Source organism: Klebsiella quasivariicola, assembly GCF_002269255.1.
Taxonomy (GTDB): Bacteria; Pseudomonadota; Gammaproteobacteria; order Enterobacterales; family Enterobacteriaceae; genus Klebsiella; species Klebsiella quasivariicola.
On record NZ_CP022823.1, the window covers coordinates 2,854,431 to 2,872,752 of the forward strand.

Consider the following 18,322-nt stretch of genomic DNA (forward strand, 5'->3'; position numbering starts at 1 on the left):
ATAACTTATCAGGTTTTTCTACCATTGAAACCCTGTTTTGATCAAAGCATTCTGCAATAGCGCCCGTCAGGGCAAAAACTTATAGAACAGGGAGGTGGCGGTCATCTCGCCGTCAGGCATCAGCGCATAGCGCGGGATTTCTCCTGCTTTTTCCCAGCCGCAGCGAACGTAGAACTGTTCCGCCCCGCTGCCGGTCGCCGTGTCCAGTACCAGCACCGTCTTTCCTTCCTGTCGGGCAAGCCGCTCAAGCTCAGTCATCAATGCCTGAGCGATCCCCTGTCGGCGGACATTTTGGTGAACCAAAAGTTTGGCGACATCCGCTCGATGGGGCTGGTTTTCCGGTTGACTGGTGATAAGTTGCACGGTGCCGACGGGACGTTCATCCGCGTCAACGGCGGCCAGCACGATGCGCTCCCCGGCGGCCACGCTGTCGGCAGTGCGTTGCCAGAACGTTTTAGCCGTTTGCGGCGCGAAAGCGCAGCATAAAGCTCACCGAAGCGCCGCCGTTGACGCAGCTTGCCAGGATATCGCTTAGTGCTGGGAGGTGATGAAGAATATCGTCACGCGATAGCGTGCGCAGTGAAAAGGATGTGGTCATAAAAGCTCCCTGTTATCGACCACATCACTATGTTTTTAACCAATAATTAACACAAGCAGAATGGGTATAGGATTTTCTTATGGCGCGCTTTCGGTCAGCGTTGGCATACAGATACGGTTGCGGCCGGTCTGTTTGGCTTTCACCATCTCATCGTCCGCCGCCAGCAGTAGCTGATTAAACAGCTCGGTGATGCGGGCCTGTCCTACCTCGCGCGTCTCCAGTCCCATACTGATGGTCAAGTGAATAGGGTTTTGGCCCAGCCCGAAAGTCTGCGACTCCACTCCGTGACGGATCTTCTCCGCCAGTAAATAGCCCTGCTGGGTACTGTCGACGACCGCCGCCACCGCGAACTCTTCGCCACCAATGCGGGCCACCATCCCCTGCTCGCCCACCAGCTGTCGCACCTGCTGGGCAAACTGGGTCAGCACGCAGTCGCCGCCCTCATGACCCAGAGCGTCATTCACCCGCTTAAAGCCATCGATATCCAGCACCATCACCGTCAGCAGTTTATCCGCCGGCAGCGCCTGACGCTTCAGCGCTTCGCTCAGCCCGGAACGGGAATAGACGCGGGTCTGGAAATCAAAATCGGCGCGCAGGGCCAACTGTTTCACCAGCATGTTAATCGCCTCGACGCTGGAGGCGACAATCACCGGGCTAATCAGCATGGCCGCGATCCCCAGCCGGGTGGAGAACAGCTGCCACGGCTGCATTCGCGCATCCGGCGAAAGGTGGATTAACGAGTTAGCCACCAGCAGTATTTCGCCGATGCCGGTGAGAAAAGTCAGCAGGCAGGTCAGCGGCAGCGGATAGCGAACAGCGCACCAGATCAGGGCCGGTAACGGGAAGGTAATGCTGCCCGCGCCCCCCACCGCTACGCCAAGCGCAATCGACAGGACCAGCGCCAGTACCGGCAGCAGCTGGCGAAAGCGAAAGCCGCTTAATGCAGAAGGCAACGTCAGGGTCAGAATAAACGGCACGATCAGCACCGCCGTCGAGAACTGTTCGCTAAACCAGTCCGCCAGCTGGGGAATGAAGGTCGCGCGCTCAACGTCCACCGAACCCAGTGCGCCAACGGCCGCACACAGCAACGCGGCGAACAGGCAGAAACAGAATAAATTCAGCGCATTGATCGGGCCGGGCATGGAATCGGCGCGTCGTTTGTCCCACAGCACCAGCTGCGCCAGCGTCACAATAAAAACAATATTGGAGAAGTTAATTAGCAATGAGGCAAAGCCCATCCCCCAGCGCGAGGTTAATCCGTCATAAACCAGCATGGCTGCAAAACAGACGGCATAAAAATAGCTGCGGTTAAGCCATACGTAGCGCGCAAAAATCCCAGCCATTACTGCATTGAGCGGCCAGAAGAACGAAAGCTCCTGCACCAGACGCAGCATCGCGCCCAGAAAATGCAGCAGTAGTGTTAACGTAAATAAGACCAGTGCATCGCGCACGGGTTGTTCTTCACGAAACAGCGTAAATGACCGAATCGACAGTGAAGACATTCAGTAATTATCCGTCTAATTGTTTCAGGTAGTTATTATGTTAATAATTAGTTAGCGGATTATCATAACATGAGAATATTTATCAGGCATACTCCGGCGCCGATCAAATGCACATTACCGCACCGACGGGCCGTTCATCTGCAGCACCAGCCAGTGATGGATCACCTGCACAATATAGTGTTGTTCCTGTTCGCTCAGCGCGCGGCCGTGGGGAATGGCGTGCCATTTCTCCAGACAGCCGCGACAGCAGGTGGCGGTCGCATGCTGGGCGATAAATACCGGATGGCCGCGCATCGGCGTCTGCTTACCATCGTTCACCGGTTCCGCGGGCGCCAGCCGCTGGCGAATAAAATCCGCCGCGTGCTGGTCGATGATCGCCGGCCCCTTATCGAGACAGTATTGCCGCTCTTTTACCCCCAGCCGAAAACGTGAACGAAACGTCGAGCGCGCCAGGCGGGCAAACAACCGATCCTGATTGTCCATCAGAACACCGACCTCCCCATCCGCTGAGTCAGTTTTTCCAGCAGCGCCACGCCGGCCAGCGAGTTCCCGGCGTCGTCAAGTTCCGGGCTCCACACGGCGATCGCCATCTCCTGCGGCACAATCGCCACAATCCCGCCGCCAACGCCTGATTTCGCCGGCAGGCCAACGCGCCAGGCGAATTCGCCGGCGTTCTGGTACATGCCGCTGGTCATCATCAGGGCATTCACCTGGCGGGACTGAATGGGCGCGATAACCGGCGCATCGAGATGCGGGGCAATACCGCGGTCGGCAAGAAACAGAAAGGTGCGCGCCAGTTCAACGCAGCTCATCTCCAGCGAGCAGTAGTGGAAATAGTTCTGCAGCACGGTGGCGACATCGTTATGGAAATTACCGAAGGATTTCATCAGCCAGGCGATGGCGGCGTTGCGCGCCGAATGCTCAAACTCAGAGCGGGCCACCACCGGATCGTAGGCGATATCGGCTACACCGCTCAGGCGGCGGACAATCTCCAGCATCCGCTGGCGCGGGGCGCTGAGCCGGCTCTGCAGCATGTCGCAGACCACCAGTGCCCCGGCGTTAATAAACGGGTTGCGCGGTTTGCCCTGCTCGATCTCCAGCTGCAGAAGCGAGTTGAAGGGCTGGCCGGAGGGATCTTTCCCCACCCGCTGCCAGATCTCCTCTTCCTGATAGTGGTTCATGGCCACCACCAGGCTCAATACCTTGGAGATAGACTGGATGGAAAAACGTTCATGGGCATCGCCAGCGGCAAAGTGCTGGCCGTCGACCGTACTGATCGCGATACCAAGCTTGTCGCCGCTGACGCTGGCCAGCGCCGGAATATAATCCGCCACTTTTCCGCGGCCAATCAGCGGCCTGATTTCTGCCAGAATGGCTTCCAGCATTGCATTGTTGATCACCGTCGCCACACGCGGCTCCTTGCCCACCATCGAAATTTGGTGGGCGAGTATAGCAGACGAGAACGACGGTCGTCAGGGGGCGAACGATGTATTAGCGGCGGTCTTTCCAGACGGTCTGCGCATTACAGAACTCGTGCAGGCCGAAATGCGACAGCTCGCGACCGAACCCGCTCTTCTTCACGCCGCCGAAGGCCACGCGGGCATCGCTGGCGCAGTAGCCGTTAAGGAAGACGCCACCGCACTCCAGCTCGCGGGCAAAGCGCTGGGCCTGCGCCTCATCGGTGGTATAGACCGTGGCCGACAGGCCAAACTCGCTGTCGTTGGCGAGAGCCAGCGCGTGGTCAGCGTCGCGAGCGGTGGTCAGGGTCGCTACCGGGCCAAACAGCTCCTGGCGAAAGCCGGTCATTCCGGCGGTAACGTTGCCCAGCACCGTTGGCGCATAGTAGTTGCCTGCCCCTTCGATTTTTTCCGCACCCAGCAGCAAAGTCGCCCCTTCATCGAGGGTCGCCGTCACCTGCTGGTGCAGTTCATCGCGTAGATCAAACCGCGCCATCGGCCCGACGTAGTTTTGCTCATCGCGCGGGTCGCCCATCTTCAGCGCCGCGACGGCATCGACGAATTTGCGGGTGAACGCGTCGGCAATGCCGGCTTCGAGAATAAAGCGTTTCGAGGCGGCGCACACCTGGCCGCTGTTCTGATAGCGACCGGTGACGGCAGCCTTCACCGCCTCATCCAGGTCAGCATCGTTGAGCACGATAAAGGGATCGGATCCCCCCAGTTCGAGGACGCATTTCTTCAGCGCCGCGCCCGCCTGCGCGCCAATCGCCTTGCCGGCACGGACGCTGCCGGTGACGGTCACCGCCGCGATGCGGTCATCGTTGATGATCTGCGAGACGCCGTCATTGGTGGCGTTCACCCAACCGAACACGCCATCCGGCAGGCCGGCGGCGGCAAAAATCTCGCCCAGCAGTTGGGCGCTGCCCATCACATTCGGGGCGTGCTTCAGCAGGTAGCTGTTGCCGGCCAGCAGGATCGGCACCGCGCCGCGCAGCACCTGCCAGACCGGGAAGTTCCACGGCATGACCGCCAGAATAGCGCCCAGCGGACGATACTCAACCACCGCCTGATTATTTTCCACCAGGGTGGCTTCGGTCGCCAGCATCGCCGGGCCGTGTTCAGCGTACCAGTCGCAGAGGTTGGCGGATTTCGCCACCTCGCCGCGCGCCTGAGCGATCGGTTTGCCCATCTCAAGGGTGATCATCTGGGCCACCTCTTCACCGCGGGCGCGCAGCGCGGCCCCGATGCGGCGCAGGGCGTCGGCGCGGTCGGCGAGCGGCGTCTGACGCCACTGGCGATAGCCTGCCGCGGCGAGCGCGATCGCCGCATCAACCTCACTTTCGCTGGCCCACGGCAGCGAGGAGACCACCTCACCGGTAGTCGGATTGACGGAGACGGCGTGCGTTGCAGATAAATTCATCGTTATTCTCTCTCTCGTTGCTTGCGAAGTGACCGTATTCTGGCTTACCTTTCCATTCATTGAAAATGAATAATATTAAGCAACACATTCACAAAAGAAGAATATTATGGACCTGACTCAGCTAGAGATGTTTAACGCGGTCGCCAGCACCGGCAGCATTACTCAGGCGGCGCAGAAAGTGCATCGCGTGCCGTCCAACCTCACCACCCGCATCCGCCAACTGGAGGCCGACCTCGGCGTTGAGCTGTTTATTCGCGAGAACCAGCGCCTGCGCCTGTCGCCCGCGGGCCACAGCTTCTTACGCTACAGCCAGCAGATCCTCGCCCTGGTGGACGAGGCGCGGATGGTGGTGGCGGGCGACGAACCTCAGGGACTGTTTTCCCTGGGTTCGCTGGAGAGCACCGCGGCGGTGCGGATCCCCACCACCCTGGCCCACTTTAATCAACGCTACCCGAAAATTCATCTGGCGCTCTCCACCGGCCCGTCCGGGACGATGATCGACGGCGTGCTGGAGGGGGCGCTTAGCGCCGCGTTTGTTGACGGCCCGCTGGTGCATCCGGGTCTGGAGGGGCTGCCGGTGTTCCCTGAGGAGATGATGATCGTTGCGCCTTACGGCCACGCGCCCATCGACCGCGCCAGCGAAGTGAACGGGGCCAACGTTTACGCCTTTCGCGCCAACTGCTCCTACCGCCGGCATTTTGAGAGCTGGTTCCATGCCGACAGAGCGACCCCGGGCCGGATCCACGAGATGGAGTCTTACCATGGGATGCTGGCCTGCGTGATCGCCGGCGCCGGCCTGGCGCTGATCCCGCGCAGTATGCTGGAGAGCATGCCAGGCCATCAGCAGGTTTCCGCCTGGCCGCTGGCCGAAGAGTGGCGCTGGCTAACCACCTGGCTGGTGTGGCGCCGGGGCGCCAAAACCCGCCAGCTGGAGGCCTTTATAGCGCTGCTGAACGAAGATCGACAAACAGCGGTTTCTCCATAAACACGCTGAGCGGATCCGGCAGATACGGCGCAAACGCGCAGCGTGTCTGGTAGCCGTTGCGCGTATAAAGGGCAATCGCCGCATGCTGATGGATGCCGGTCTCCAGGCGCAGGGTATGGCAATCGCGCTGACGCGCTTTCGCCTCCAGCGCCGCCAGCAGTTTTTCCCCCAGCTGTTGTCCGCGGTGCTGCGGATCGATATAGACCCGTTTCATTTCGCCAAAACCTTCCTCACTGAGGACGATAGCCCCGCAGCCAACGGCCTCGCCCAGCGGGCTGCGGATCGCCAGGGCGATCACCGTCTGCGGCGGCAGCTGGCCGAGGTCCAGCAGATGGTTGCTCTCCGCCGGATAAAGTGTCTCCTGCCAGGCGTCAAGAGCGGCAATCAGGGCGGTAAATTCAGCGTCGGTGGCGGCGATGTCGGTGATGGTATACATAGGTGAGCTCCTTTTTTTACGCCACTGTAGCGCGGCCGGCGGCGCTTACCGGCATAGCATTAACTTATATTGTCGCCCTCCTATTGCACTAACTCACTGAAACACAGTAACTTTATTGTCTGTCGTTCGTTTCTGAGACCACAACATGCACACTAAAGCCCGTAAAGTGATGATTATTGGCGCTGGCAACGTCGGCGCATCGGCGGCCTATGCCCTGCTCAATCAGAGTATTTGCGAGGAGCTGATCCTCGTCGACCTTAACCAGCAGCGCGCTGAAGCCCACGCTCAGGACCTGAGCGATGCCGCCGCTTACCTGCCGGGGATGATGACCATCTCCACCCGCGAGGCCAGCGACTGCGCCGATGTCGATATCGCGGTGATCACCGTCTCCGGCGGCGCGCTGCGCCCCGGTCAGAGCCGGCTGGATGAGCTGACCGCCACCGCGAAGATTGTGAAGAGCATTGTGCCGGCGATGATGGCGAACGGATTTAACGGCATCTTCCTGGTGGCCACCAACCCCTGCGATATCATCACCTGGCAGGTATGGCAGCTCTCCGGCCTGCCGCGCAGCCAGGTGCTGGGCACCGGCGTCTGGCTGGACACCACCCGCCTGCGTCGCCTGTTGGCGCAGGAGCTGGAGATTGGCGCCCAGAGCATCGACGCCTTTATCCTCGGCGAGCATGGCGATACCCAGTTTCCGGTGTGGTCGCACTCCTCGGTGTACGGCTCGCCGATCGCCGACCTCTATCAGCAGCGCACCGGCCACCCGCTCGATCGCGAGGCCATGGCCGAAAAAGTGCGTAAGCTGGGGTTTGAGATCTACGCGGGTAAAGGCTGCACCGAATATGGCGTGGCAGGCACCATCGCCGAGATCTGCCGCAATATCTTCACCGGCAGCCACCGCGCGCTGGCGGTCTCCTGCATTCTTGACGGCGAGTACGGGGTCAGCGGCGCAGCGGCTGGGGTGCCGGCGGTGCTGGCCCAGGGCGGCGTGCAGCAGATTATTGAACTGCGGCTGGCCGCCGAAGAGCAGGCGAAGTTCAGCCAGTCGATAGCGGTGATCAAAGCCAATATCGCTCGTCTGCCCTGACGACGTCCGGGTCAGTCGGCAATGATCAGCTGCGGGGAGAGGGTCAGCAGCGCTTCGCGGGTCTCTTCCGGCAGGTGGGCGTCGGTGACGATATCGGTCAACGACGCCAGCGGAGCAATGTTGAACAGTGACCAGGCGCCGTATTTCGAGCTGTCCGCCAGCAGAATCCGCCGCCGGGCATTGGCCATCAGATCCCGTTTCAGGGCGGCCTTCTCTTCGGTCGGGGCGGTGATGCCTTTCTCAAGGTCCCAGCCGTTGCAGCTGACGAAGGCAAGATCCGGCCAGATAGTCTGCAGCAGACGGCGGCCGTGATCGCCGATGCACGACTGGCTGCTGTCGTCGATGCGCCCGCCGATAATCGTCACTTCAATCTGCTTAAATTCCGATAAGAACAGCGCGATATGTAAATCGCTGGTGATCACCCGCAGCGGCAGATGGGTGATCTGCCGCGCCAGCTCAATCATGGTGGTGCCGGCGTCGAGCACGATAGCGTCGCCGGCTTTCACCAGCGCTGCCGCCGCGCTGGCGATCGCCTGCTTCTCCAGCGGGCTGCGCTGGGCTTTCTCCAGCGTCGTCGGCTGGGAAGGAATAAACCGATTCAGCGTCACCCCGCCATGCGTGCGACTGATCACCCCTTCCTGATCGAGTTTGATCAGGTCGCGGCGAATAGTGGCCGGTGAGGCGTTGGTCGCCGCCACCAGCTGGTCGACTGTCACCAGATTATGGCTTTTCAGGAAGTCCATAATCTGCTCTAACCGGTTATATCCCTTCATGTTATTCCTGCGCGATTTGCATGGCGAGCTCAATGGAGGTTGCCATGCTCTCAGACTTCGCTTTACCTGTCCAGGCAATATCAAACGCGGTGCCATGATCCGCTGAGGTGCGGATGAACGGCAGCCCGGCGGTGATATTCACCCCGTCATAGAACCCGAGCAGCTTCAGCGGGATATGCCCCTGATCGTGGTACATCGCCACTACCATGTCGTACATCCCTTCATGACACTGCATAAACACCGTGTCCGGTGGACAGGGTCCGGTGACCGCTATCCCCTGCGCCTGCATGGCGGCGACCGCCGGGGCGACGATGCGGATCTCTTCATCGCCAAACAAGCCATTCTCCCCGGCATGCGGGTTGACCCCGGCGACCGCAATGCGTGGACGCTGATAGCCGACACGGCGCAAAAACCGATCTGCCACGCCAATCACCGTCTCAATCCGCGGCTGGTTGAGGGTATCGAGGAACTTGCGCAGGGAAATATGGGTGGTGATATGGATAACTTTAAGCTTCTCGGTATACAGCACCATGGCGTAATCGGTGGTCTGCGTCAGGTGGGCCAGCAGTTCGGTATGGCCGGGGAAAGCATGCCCCGCCAGATGAAGCGCCTCTTTATTCAGCGGCGCGGTGGCGATGGCGGCGACGGCGCCCTCCAGCGCGAGGGCGGTCGCGCGTTTGATGCAGCGAAACGCGAGATCGCCCGCCTGGGCCTGGACTTCGCCTGGACGCAGCTCCTGCGGGTCGCTGAGCGGTTCATCGATAACGTTAATCGTCGCCGGGGAAAATACTGCTTCGGCGGGATGGTCGATGATGCGTAGCTCCACCCGCGGCGTGATATTCAGCGCCAGGATCCGCCGCAGCGTCTGGGCACAGCCCACCACCACCACCGGTGCGCCGCTCAGCGCCCCCTCGGCGAGGGATTTAATAATAATCTCCGGACCAATACCTGCCGGGTCGCCCATTGTGACTGCAATCGTTTTAGACACTCAGTTTCTCCTCAATAAAATTCACAACATGTAACAGCGTGGTGTCGGTGCCGAATCCTCCGGCTTTGGTCATCACCGGCCGCGACCAGCGGCCACCGAGAAAATGCCCGTAAGGAACGCACTCCGCCACCCGGCCACGGATCTGGAACCCGCTGGCGCCGAGCGCCTGAGCCACAGCGATGGCCACATCGCCGCCGGAGAGATACAGGGCGCCAGGAGGGCACTGCGCCACCGCCTGCGCCGTAAGCGCGGCAAGCCAGCCACAAATGCGCTCGCCGTATGCGGCACGGCTCAGGCCCTGTTCACGGCACCGGGCTTCTATCCCCTGCCGGGCAGCGCTGTCCGGGCGGGTAGTCACCACGCAGTGCCGGCCTTCGCGCAGCACCCCGGCGATCCGCCGGGCCTCATCCTCAGGCGAGCCGCTAAAGACCCGCGCCACGTCAATCTCAATCTGCCTCACCCGGGGGTGGGCCTGCAGGGCCGCAACCTGTCGCTGCGCCATCTCACTCATTGAACCGACCACCGCCAGCAGCGGCCCCTGCTCACTACGTCGCAGGCGGCGGGCCAGCGCGAAGCGCTGGCCCGCCGAGCCGACCAGCAACGTCTTGCGCGCATGGGGCGCGACGGCGTCGATCACCTGATCCAGGTGGCCGTCTTCCCAGGCATCGACAATCAGTACCCGCCTCTCCTCGTCAGCAGCCGCTAACGCCGCCGGAAGCTGCGCGGCGCTCAGCGAGCGGCACGGCAGCCGGCTCTGCATGGCGAGAATGCCGGCAATATCCGCCCGGCTCACCGGCGTTTTCGGATCGCTGGCAAATTCAGTCTGATCGAGGGCTACCCCACGGACATAACAGCGCCCGTCCCGGGTATGCCGCCCGGCCGCCGGATACGCCGGCGCCACCACCGCCACCCGACAATTCTGCACCGTCATCATCGCCTCCAGTTCGGCGCCGGGATTTCCGCGCAGCGTGGAGTCGATCTTCTTTACCTGCCAGTGCGCAGTGAATGTCACCGCACCGCGCAGCAGAGCGGTAACCTTGTACGCCGCCGCGGCGGCGCTCATCGCCCGGCTGTCGCTGTTAAGAATTAATGCCCGCACGGAGGACGCCTGCCCGGCGGTAAATGCCACTTCCACCGCCATCCCTGCTTCTGCCAGGCTGACCCCGGCATCATTCGCCCCGGTAAAGTCATCCGCCAGCACCAGCACGTTGTTATTGCCGTCGTCGTTCATTGTCCTGCCTTGTGGTCGATGAAATCCTGAATTGATTATATGCAATCATATTTGATTAAATGTGAGCAATCTCAAGTTATTAACCTGCCGTATAAATTATAACTTTTCCCCACCAGACGAGTCCTGTGACTCATGAATGATTGAAAATAATCAATTACTACCAAGGAGAAACGTGTGGCGACGATACACAGCACGATTATCAGCGGGGCGGGCGCCTCATCGGCTCTGCGCCCGCTGCTGGCCGGTAAAACCTCTATCCTGCTGGTGACCGACAAGAACGTCGGGGCGCTGGAAGCAACCCAGGCGATCCATCGCCTGCTGACGGCTGAGGGACGCGAGGTCGAGGTCATTGACACGGTGCCGGCGGAGCCAAGCCATCATGATGTGGAGCAGATCGTCAGCCAGCTGGGCGCCAGCCAGCCACAGATGGTCGTTGGCATCGGCGGGGGGAGCGTGCTGGATGTGGCAAAACTGCTGTCAGTACTTCTGCACCCTGAGGCGCCCGCTCTGACGGCCCTGCTGGCCGGTGAGCAGCCGCAACGACGGCTCGGCTCATTGTTAATCCCGGCCACCGCCGGGACCGGCTCTGAAGCGACGCCGAACGCCATTCTGGCAATCCCCGAGCAGCAGACCAAAGTGGGGATCATCTCCCCGGTGCTGCTGCCGGACTATGTCGCCCTGCTGCCGGAACTGACCACCAGCATGCCGGCCAGCATCGCGGCGTCGACCGGCATTGATGCCCTGTGCCATCTGCTGGAGTGCTTTACCTCCACCGTCGCCAATCCGGTGAGCGACAACGCGGCGTTAATCGGTTTGCACAAGCTGGTGCGCCATATCGAGCGCTCGGTGAATCAGCCGCAGGATCTAACGGCAAAACTGGAGATGCTCTGGGCCTCGTGGTACGGCGGCGCAGCGATTAACCATGCGGGCACCCACCTGGTGCATGCGCTCTCCTATCCGCTCGGCGGCACCTGGCATCTGCCGCACGGCGTGGCCAACGCCATCCTGCTGGCGCCCTGTATGCGGGTGGTCCGCCCCCACGCGGTGGCGAAATTTGCTCAGGTCTGGGATCTGATCCCCGACGCGGATCGCACGCTCAGCGAGGAAGAGAAATCCCATGCGCTGGTCGCGTGGCTGGCGGCGCTGGTGAAACGACTGCCGCTGCCCGACAACCTGGCCGCGCTCGGCGTGCCGCAGGAGAGCATTCCCGCCCTCAGCGCGGCGGCGCAAAACGTCAAACGCCTGATGAACAATGCCCCCTGCAGCGTCAGCCGTGAAGAGATAGCGGCTATCTACCAGACGTTGTTTCCAGAACATGCCTAACAGGAGAAAGTAAAATGAGGAAAGCTATTAGCGGCGTACTGACCGCCATCGTCACCCCCTTTACCGCCGAGGGCGCGCTTAACCTGCCTGCGCTACGCCAGCAGGTACAGCGCCAGATCGCCGCGGGCAACGGTATTTTCTGCGGCGGTACCAACGGCGAATTTTTTGTCCTCAATGAGGAAGAGAAGATCGCCGTCGCCAGAACCTGCGTGGAAGAAGCGGCCGGTCGCGTCCCGGTGGTGGCCCATATCGGGGAAATATCCACCCGGGAAACTCGTCGACTGGGCCAGCAGATCGCCCGCCTCGGCGTTGACGCGGTATCGGCCATCACCCCGTGGTTCGTGCCCTTGAAGCAGGAAGAGCTGATTAACCACTATACGGCGATCGCCGACGCGCTGAGCGTCCCGCTCTTTCTTTACAACATTCCCGCGCGCACCGGGAACACCATTGCCCCGGAGACCGCGCGCCAGCTGGCCCGGCACGAGAATATCGTCGGCATCAAGGACAGCGCCGGCAGCTATGAGAGCCTGAAAGGCTTTCTCGACGCGGTGCGCGATATCGACGGCTTCGACGTTCTGAACGGACCGGACTCGCTTATTCATCAGGGATTTGTCGACGGCTGTTCAGCCTGCATCTCGGGGCTTGCCAACGTCGCGCCCGCTGAAATCAACGCCATCTGGTCGCACTTTCACGCCGGGGATATCGCCGGATCGCGCCAGGCCCAGGAGCGAGTGACGGGCCTGCGCACCGATCTGTATAAGGTGGCGTTCTCGCCCGCGGCGGTGAAAAAAGCCCTGCAGCTGATGGGTCATGAGGTGGGCGACAGCCGCTACGCGGTGCAGTTCAGTGACCAACAGCTGCAGCAGATTAAAAATATCATTAACACCTACCTTCACTAATTTACATATCCGCCCCGGCCTTCACTGGCTGGGGCAAGACCTTGTATTTGCGACGCTACGCGTCGCCAGTAAACAGGAAACGGTTATGAAAGTAATTTGCACCTCGCCCTCATTCGCCAAATACGACGACGCGCCTATTTCAGCGCTGAAAGAGGCCGATCTGGAACTGGTCATGTTGCCTGCCGATGCCTCGACAGAAATGCTGGCTCAGCATCTGCCTGATGCCATAGCGATGATTGTCGCCTTTACCGATATCAATGAATCTCTGCTGGAAAAAGCGCCCAGGCTTAAAATTGTCTGCAAACACGGCGTTGGTGTGGATAACATCGATCTTAACGCGACACGTCAGCGCAATATTTTTGTCACTAACGTTCCGGATGCCAATAAGCATGCGGTGGCCGATTTTGCTTTTGGTTTAATTCTCAATACTGCCCGCCAGATTTCTCAGGCAATAAGTGAAACGAAAGCAGGCAACTGGCCTCGTATTTTTGCCACTGATGTTTATGGCAAAACGCTGGGGATCGTCGGTTTAGGCCATATCGGCAAGGAAGTGGCGCGACGTGCGCGCGGATTCAATATGCGAGTGCTGGCCACCGACGCCTGGCCGGACAGAGAATTTGCTCAGGAGCATCAGGTTGAATATGTTTCACTGGATACTCTGACGGCGCAAAGTGATTTTATTAGTCTGCATACGCCGTTAACCCCGGAAACTGAAAATATGTTTAATGCCGCCCGGCTACAGCAGATGAAATCAGGGGCGTTCCTCATTAATGTTTCCAGAGGCGGTATCGTTGATGAACACGCTTTGTATGAGGCACTGAAATCAGGACACCTCGCCGGAGCCGCAGCTGACGTTTTTCTCGAGGAGCCGTGCGCTACGCATCCTTTGTTTACCCTGGCCAATTTTGCGCCAACCTCGCATATTGCTGGATATACGGATGGCGCCATTAGCAATATTAGCGCACGCTGCGTCAACAATATTATTACCTGCGTCTGTCGCGGTGAACGACCTGAAAACATTATGAATTCGCTGTAAATAACGAGGTGGGAAGCATGTCATTCCCACCAATATAACGAACATCTACTCAGAGCCGAATATATGAACACGACAGCTAACACTACTCGTATTCGCTGGTGGATAGCCGGATTAATGTGGTTGGCTATTGCCATTAACTATATCGACCGGACAGTATTATCTGCCGCCGCCCCTCATTTAATTGATGAACTGAAGCTCGACCCCGAAATGATGGGGTTTATCATGGCTGCTTTTTTTTGGTCATATTCGTTATTACAGATCCCCGCGGGGTGGTTCGCCGATCGTTTTGGACAGAAAAAAGGTCTTGGTTTAGCCGTTGCCTGGTGGTCAATCGCCACCTCGATGATGGGGGTTGCCACGGGGTTTAAATCACTTCTCGCCTTGCGTCTGGCTTTAGGTGTTGGCGAGGCCGCCGCCTACCCCAGCAATGCAGGGATCGCCGCACGCTGGTTTCCGGACAAAGAGCGCGCGACGGTATCCGGCCTGTTCGACAGCGCGTCTAAATTTGGCGGTGCCGTTGCCATGCCGCTTATCGTCTGGATGATCTACACCTTTGACTGGCGACTGACCTTTCTGATCATCGGTAGTGTGGGCATTTTATGGGTTATCGCATGGTATTTTATCTATGCTGAAAACCCTGAAGAACATAAACGCATCAGTCCTTCGGAAGTGCGCATTATTCGCGATGGCCAAAAACAACATCACGGCGACAAAACCGTATTGCCAATGAAATGGTATAAGCTCTTGCGTTATCGTAACATTTGGGCAATGTGCATCGGCTTTTTCACCATCAATTATACGTCCTATTTTTTCATTACCTGGCTTCCCACTTACCTGGTAAAAGAGAAAGGTATGGATTTTATTAAAATGGGGATGGTAGCCGCTCTGCCTTTATTATGTGGGATGGTGATTGAAGTTTTTGCTGGCTGGGCCTCAGATCGCCTGGTACATAAGAAAATACTGTCTCTAACAGCGACCCGTAAACTGTTTTTGACCATCGGCTTACTCATGGCACTTTGCATCGGTTTTGCACCATTTACCGACTCGGTTTTCATGACTGTTTTTCTTCTTTGTGTCGCCAAATCAGGAACCACGGTTGCTGCGTCGCAGGTTTGGGCCTTACCGGGTGATGTTGCCCCCAAAAACAGCGTCTCAATTGTCGCTGGGCTGCAAAATACGGTTTCGAATATGGGAGGCGCAGTCGGCCCTATCATTACGGGTGCGATCGTTGCTGCGACAGGCTCATTCAACTGGGCACTGATTTTCTCGGCCATTCTTGTCGTTATCGGGATAATCAACTACCTGTTCCTGATGGGTAAAATTGAACCTATCAATGACAAGGGTGAAAAATCACCCGTCCTTAATGCTGCTGAACAACATTAAGTCCAATCCGCCCGGTAGAGGATGCCACCGGGCGTAAACACATTGTTACCCTCGCAGGTAAACCGTCCCGCGCAGATAGGTGGTCGCCTGGCCGCCGATCAGCACCCGGTCGCCCTGCCACTGGCAGCGCAGGTCGCCGCCGCGGGTGGAACCCTGGCGCGCCATCATGGTGGTTTTCCCCAGCTTTTCGCCCCACCAGGGGATCAGCATGCTATGGGCGGAGCCGGTCACCGGATCTTCCGGTACTCCTTCACCCGGGCAGAAGAAGCGGCTGACAAAGTCATACTCCACATCCGGCGCGCTAACACAGATCATTTTGCCAAGCGTTTGCAGCCGCACCATATCCGGCTGCACGGCTTCAACCTGCTGGCGATCCGCCAGCACCACCAGATAATCGCGCCCTTCCCGTACTTCAACGGCGGACTCAAGCCCCAGCCCGGCCAGCAGGTCCGCTGGCGGATTGGCCACCGGCGCGGTCGACCAGGCCGGGAAGTCGAGCGTCAGCCAGTCGCCGCTGCGGGTGACCCGCAGATCGCCCACAAAGCGAGTACTGAAGGTAATGGTCGCCGAAGGATGGTCAAGATATTCGAAAATCACGTGCGCTGTCGCCAGGGTGGCATGGCCGCAGAGGTTGATTTCGCCGAGTGTGGTAAACCAGCGTAGCTCATAACCCTCGTCGGTACGGACAAAGAAAGCCGTTTCGGACTGGTTATGCTGTTGGGCCATTTTCAGCAGCACATCGTCGGCTAACCACTCGCTGAGCGGGCAGACGGCAGCGGCATTGCCACCGAAGTTTTTATCGCTGAAAGCATCGACCAGATAAAATTGAATTTCCTGCATACACTGTCCTTACTTTTTTTACTTTCCCTCAACATGACATAAAAGCGCCTCCCTGACACTATCCATAGCAAAATTAATTGCTTAACCGCGGCCAGGCGCCGCCAACAAAATGAGATGCAGATCACAAAATGATTGTCTTTTCGCCAGCAATCGTTTTAAGATCAGCGTCACATCTTCCCCTGAATCACCAGTCCAGAGCTTATGACTACGAATACGGTCTCACGCAAGGTAGCGTGGCTACGTGTCGTGACGTTGGCCATCGCCGCGTTTATTTTTAACACCACAGAATTTGCCCCGGTTGGCCTGTTGTCGGATATTGCCGACAGCTTCGGCATGGAAACCGCGCAGGTGGGCATGATGCTGACCATTTATGCGTGGGTAGTGGCGCTGATGTCGCTGCCATTTATGCTGCTGACCAGTAAAGTGGAGCGCCGGCGGCTGCTGATCGCCCTCTTTATTCTGTTTATCGCCAGCCACATCCTGTCGTTTTTTGCCTGGAATTTTGACGTGCTGGTCATCAGCCGCATCGGCATCGCCTTTGCGCATGCGGTGTTCTGGTCGATAACCTCGGCGCTGGCCATACGCATGGCGCCGCCAGGCAAACGCGCGCAGGCGCTGAGCCTGATCGCCACCGGTACCGCGCTGGCGATGGTGTTCGGTATTCCGATTGGCCGCATCATCGGCCAGTATTTTGGCTGGCGGATGACCTTCCTGGCGATTGGCCTCGGCGCGTTAGCCACCCTGGCCTGCCTGGTGAAGCTGCTGCCAACCCTGCCGAGCGAACATTCAGGCTCGCTGAAAAGCCTGCCGGTGCTGTTCCGCCGCCCGGCGCTGGTCAGCGTATATATTCTGACCGTGGTGGTGGTGACCGCCCATTATACCGCCTACAGCTATATCGAGCCCTTTGTCCAGACCGTGGCAGGCCTGAGCGGCAACTTTGCCACCGTGCTGCTGCTGATCCTCGGCGGGGCCGGTATTATCGGCAGCATTCTGTTCGGTAAGCTCGGCAACCAGCACGCTTCCGGGCTGATTAGCATCGCTATCGGCCTGCTGCTGGCCTGTCTGCTGTTGCTGCTGCCGGCCTCGCATAACCCGCACCACCTGATGCTGCTCAGCATCTTCTGGGGGGTGGCGATCATGATTATCGGCCTTGGCATGCAGGTGAAAGTACTGGCCTCCGCCCCGGACGCCACCGACGTGGCGATGTCGCTGTTCTCAGGCATCTTTAATATCGGTATTGGCGCAGGAGCGCTGGTCGGCAGCCAGGTGAGTCTGCATCTGTCGATGGCCTCTGTCGGCTATGTCGGCGCCATTCCGGCACTGGTGGCGCTGGTCTGGTCGCTGATGATTTTCCGCCGCTGGCCGGTATCGCTGGAAGACCATCAGCCGCACCACTCCTGAATCCATCGCACAAAAAAGCCTGCCGGCATTACTACCGGCAGGCTTTTGTCTCTCATCCCATCCGGGGCGGTCAGGGATGCCAGGTCGAAATAATCTCCAGCACGCCGTTAATAATAAACTGCACGCCCATACAGACCAGCAGGAAGCCCATCAGTCGGGAAATCGCTTCGATCCCCCCTTTGCCGACCAGACGCATAATCGCGCCGGAACTGCGCAGACACGCCCACAGAATCACCCCTAGCAGCAAAAAGATGATCGGCGGCGCCGCCAGCACCACCCACTCCGGGAAGTCCACGCCGTGCTTAACGGTCGAGGCAGAGCTAATGATCATCGCTATGGTGCCCGGACCGGCGGTACTGGGCATCGCCAGCGGCACAAAGGCGATATTGGCGGTCGGCTCATCCTGCAGTTCTTCCGATTTGATCTTCGCTTCCATCGAATCGTGGGCTTTTTGCTGGGGAAACAGCATACGGAAACCGATAAAGGCCACAATCAATCCCCCGGCGATACGCAGCCCAGGTATTGATATGCCGAATGTATTCATCACCACCTGTCCGGCATACCACGACACCATCAGAATGGCGAAGACATACACCGATGCCATCAACGCCTGCTTGTTCCGCTCGGCGTTGTTCATATTGCCCGCCAGGCCCAGGAACAGCGCCACGGTTGTGAGTGGGTTAGCCAGCGGTAAAAGCACCGCCAGGCCGAGTCCTATCGCTTTAAACAAATCGAACATAGTTAATTAAAGTCCCGTTAATCTTCATTTTTTCAGGATGATTTCGTTCCGTGAGTATACCGGCTTCGAGGGATCCGACACCAGCCCGGGTGATAAACCACTTCTGTTAAAAAATAACAAGCGTTAGAAAAATCATAAAAAGTGACCCGTGTCAGATTTTTTTCTTTTAGCAAATCGTGGCATCGGCAAATTCATAATGTTGACTTATGATTGCCTGGGCA

General features: G+C 58.8%; 17 protein-coding genes and 2 pseudogenes. 7 read left to right on the plus strand and 12 right to left on the minus strand.

Annotated elements, in window-relative coordinates; genetic code table 11:
* Nucleotides 1-66 precede the first annotated feature (66 nt).
* The 5 genes and pseudogenes from B8P98_RS14265 to sad all read right to left on the minus strand — a co-directional run bounded on the left by B8P98_RS14265 (nucleotide 67) and on the right by sad (nucleotide 4,977).
* Nucleotides 67-598 (minus strand): annotated as a pseudogene (locus tag B8P98_RS14265) (N-acetyltransferase family protein).
* Between the two features lie 77 nt (nucleotides 599-675).
* Nucleotides 676-2,100: a GGDEF domain-containing protein gene (locus B8P98_RS14270; protein ID WP_025713182.1), complete on the minus strand. Its 1,425-nt coding sequence runs from the start codon at nucleotides 2,098-2,100 to the stop codon at nucleotides 676-678.
* Between the two features lie 114 nt (nucleotides 2,101-2,214).
* Nucleotides 2,215-2,583, minus strand: a complete 369-nt coding sequence (locus B8P98_RS14275; protein ID WP_025713183.1) for a DUF4186 domain-containing protein — start codon at nucleotides 2,581-2,583, stop codon at nucleotides 2,215-2,217.
* Nucleotides 2,583-3,485 (minus strand): glutaminase B, encoded by a 903-nt coding sequence (glsB, locus tag B8P98_RS14280; RefSeq protein WP_227673413.1) that lies wholly within the window; start codon nucleotides 3,483-3,485, stop codon nucleotides 2,583-2,585. Before glsB ends, B8P98_RS14275 begins: the two co-directional genes overlap by 1 nt.
* A 106-nt stretch (nucleotides 3,486-3,591) precedes the next feature.
* Nucleotides 3,592-4,977, minus strand: coding sequence for a succinate-semialdehyde dehydrogenase (sad, locus tag B8P98_RS14285; protein ID WP_025713185.1), 1,386 nt, complete (start codon nucleotides 4,975-4,977; stop codon nucleotides 3,592-3,594).
* Nucleotides 4,978-5,083: 106 nt separating this feature from the next.
* Between sad and ptrR the strand changes: the two genes are divergently transcribed.
* On the plus strand, nucleotides 5,084-5,962 hold the full coding sequence (gene ptrR / locus B8P98_RS14290) for a putrescine utilization regulator PtrR (RefSeq protein ID WP_025713186.1): 879 nt from the start codon (nucleotides 5,084-5,086) through the stop codon (nucleotides 5,960-5,962).
* On the opposite strand, the gene B8P98_RS14295 is transcribed toward ptrR, so the two are convergent.
* Entirely contained in the window at nucleotides 5,916-6,398 is a 483-nt protein-coding gene (locus tag B8P98_RS14295; RefSeq protein ID WP_025713187.1) for a GNAT family N-acetyltransferase, read from the minus strand. The genes ptrR and B8P98_RS14295 overlap by 47 nt on opposite strands.
* A gap of 145 nt (nucleotides 6,399-6,543) precedes the next feature.
* Here B8P98_RS14295 and B8P98_RS14300 point away from each other — a divergent pair, with 145 nt between their 5' ends.
* The gene (locus tag B8P98_RS14300; protein ID WP_025713188.1) at nucleotides 6,544-7,488 is read left to right on the plus strand and encodes an L-lactate dehydrogenase; all 945 of its coding nucleotides are present in this window, start codon (nucleotides 6,544-6,546) and stop codon (nucleotides 7,486-7,488) included.
* Between the two features lie 11 nt (nucleotides 7,489-7,499).
* Here B8P98_RS14300 and B8P98_RS14305 read toward each other — a convergent pair whose 3' ends face one another.
* From B8P98_RS14305 to dtnK, 3 genes are read right to left on the minus strand one after another with little or no spacing between them, the layout of a single operon-like run.
* On the minus strand, nucleotides 7,500-8,261 hold the full coding sequence (locus B8P98_RS14305; protein WP_025713189.1) for a DeoR/GlpR family DNA-binding transcription regulator: 762 nt from the start codon (nucleotides 8,259-8,261) through the stop codon (nucleotides 7,500-7,502).
* A gap of 1 nt (nucleotide 8,262) precedes the next feature.
* Complete coding sequence (locus tag B8P98_RS14310; RefSeq protein WP_025713190.1) at nucleotides 8,263-9,249, minus strand: D-threonate 4-phosphate dehydrogenase; 987 nt, start codon at nucleotides 9,247-9,249, stop codon at nucleotides 8,263-8,265.
* The gene (dtnK, locus tag B8P98_RS14315) at nucleotides 9,242-10,480 is read right to left on the minus strand and encodes a D-threonate kinase (protein ID WP_095033151.1); all 1,239 of its coding nucleotides are present in this window, start codon (nucleotides 10,478-10,480) and stop codon (nucleotides 9,242-9,244) included. Before dtnK ends, B8P98_RS14310 begins: the two co-directional genes overlap by 8 nt.
* 174 nt (nucleotides 10,481-10,654) lie before the next feature.
* Here dtnK and B8P98_RS14320 point away from each other — a divergent pair, with 174 nt between their 5' ends.
* From B8P98_RS14320 to B8P98_RS14335, 4 genes are all read left to right on the plus strand, one after another.
* Nucleotides 10,655-11,803, plus strand: coding sequence for an iron-containing alcohol dehydrogenase (locus B8P98_RS14320; RefSeq protein ID WP_025713192.1), 1,149 nt, complete (start codon nucleotides 10,655-10,657; stop codon nucleotides 11,801-11,803).
* Nucleotides 11,804-11,817: 14 nt separating this feature from the next.
* Nucleotides 11,818-12,702, plus strand: coding sequence for a dihydrodipicolinate synthase family protein (locus B8P98_RS14325; protein WP_025713193.1), 885 nt, complete (start codon nucleotides 11,818-11,820; stop codon nucleotides 12,700-12,702).
* Nucleotides 12,703-12,787: 85 nt separating this feature from the next.
* Nucleotides 12,788-13,738 (plus strand): phosphoglycerate dehydrogenase, encoded by a 951-nt coding sequence (locus tag B8P98_RS14330; protein ID WP_080897383.1) that lies wholly within the window; start codon nucleotides 12,788-12,790, stop codon nucleotides 13,736-13,738.
* Between the two features lie 63 nt (nucleotides 13,739-13,801).
* Entirely contained in the window at nucleotides 13,802-15,121 is a 1,320-nt protein-coding gene (locus tag B8P98_RS14335) for an MFS transporter (protein WP_087805619.1), read from the plus strand.
* A gap of 45 nt (nucleotides 15,122-15,166) precedes the next feature.
* Here the strand turns inward: B8P98_RS14335 and B8P98_RS14340 are convergent, their stop codons facing one another.
* Complete coding sequence (locus tag B8P98_RS14340; RefSeq protein ID WP_087805617.1) at nucleotides 15,167-15,961, minus strand: PhzF family phenazine biosynthesis protein; 795 nt, start codon at nucleotides 15,959-15,961, stop codon at nucleotides 15,167-15,169.
* 201 nt (nucleotides 15,962-16,162) lie between these two features.
* On the opposite strand from B8P98_RS14340, the gene B8P98_RS14345 reads away from it, so the two are divergent.
* Nucleotides 16,163-17,362, plus strand: a complete 1,200-nt coding sequence (locus B8P98_RS14345; RefSeq protein WP_042929292.1) for a sugar transporter — start codon at nucleotides 16,163-16,165, stop codon at nucleotides 17,360-17,362.
* 70 nt (nucleotides 17,363-17,432) lie between these two features.
* On the opposite strand, the gene B8P98_RS14350 is transcribed toward B8P98_RS14345, so the two are convergent.
* Complete coding sequence (locus B8P98_RS14350; RefSeq protein ID WP_002904403.1) at nucleotides 17,433-18,101, minus strand: MarC family NAAT transporter; 669 nt, start codon at nucleotides 18,099-18,101, stop codon at nucleotides 17,433-17,435.
* A gap of 46 nt (nucleotides 18,102-18,147) precedes the next feature.
* Nucleotides 18,148-18,274: pseudogene (locus B8P98_RS31895) on the minus strand (hypothetical protein); the annotation flags it as partial.
* Nucleotides 18,275-18,322 lie beyond the last annotated feature (48 nt).

Coding starts and splice junctions, on each gene's coding strand:
- B8P98_RS14270 (WP_025713182.1), bottom strand. CDS start 2,100: ATGTCTTCACTGTCGATTCGGTCATTTACGCTGTTTCGTGAAGAACAA.
- B8P98_RS14275 (WP_025713183.1), bottom strand. CDS start 2,583: ATGGACAATCAGGATCGGTTGTTTGCCCGCCTGGCGCGCTCGACGTTT.
- glsB (WP_227673413.1), bottom strand. CDS start 3,485: ATGCTGGAAGCCATTCTGGCAGAAATCAGGCCGCTGATTGGCCGCGGA.
- sad (WP_025713185.1), bottom strand. CDS start 4,977: ATGAATTTATCTGCAACGCACGCCGTCTCCGTCAATCCGACTACCGGT.
- ptrR (WP_025713186.1), top strand. CDS start 5,084: ATGGACCTGACTCAGCTAGAGATGTTTAACGCGGTCGCCAGCACCGGC.
- B8P98_RS14295 (WP_025713187.1), bottom strand. CDS start 6,398: ATGTATACCATCACCGACATCGCCGCCACCGACGCTGAATTTACCGCC.
- B8P98_RS14300 (WP_025713188.1), top strand. CDS start 6,544: ATGCACACTAAAGCCCGTAAAGTGATGATTATTGGCGCTGGCAACGTC.
- B8P98_RS14305 (WP_025713189.1), bottom strand. CDS start 8,261: ATGAAGGGATATAACCGGTTAGAGCAGATTATGGACTTCCTGAAAAGC.
- dtnK (WP_095033151.1), bottom strand. CDS start 10,480: ATGAACGACGACGGCAATAACAACGTGCTGGTGCTGGCGGATGACTTT.
- B8P98_RS14325 (WP_025713193.1), top strand. CDS start 11,818: ATGAGGAAAGCTATTAGCGGCGTACTGACCGCCATCGTCACCCCCTTT.
- B8P98_RS14330 (WP_080897383.1), top strand. CDS start 12,788: ATGAAAGTAATTTGCACCTCGCCCTCATTCGCCAAATACGACGACGCG.
- B8P98_RS14335 (WP_087805619.1), top strand. CDS start 13,802: ATGAACACGACAGCTAACACTACTCGTATTCGCTGGTGGATAGCCGGA.
- B8P98_RS14340 (WP_087805617.1), bottom strand. CDS start 15,961: ATGCAGGAAATTCAATTTTATCTGGTCGATGCTTTCAGCGATAAAAAC.
- B8P98_RS14345 (WP_042929292.1), top strand. CDS start 16,163: ATGACTACGAATACGGTCTCACGCAAGGTAGCGTGGCTACGTGTCGTG.
- B8P98_RS14350 (WP_002904403.1), bottom strand. CDS start 18,101: ATGTTCGATTTGTTTAAAGCGATAGGACTCGGCCTGGCGGTGCTTTTA.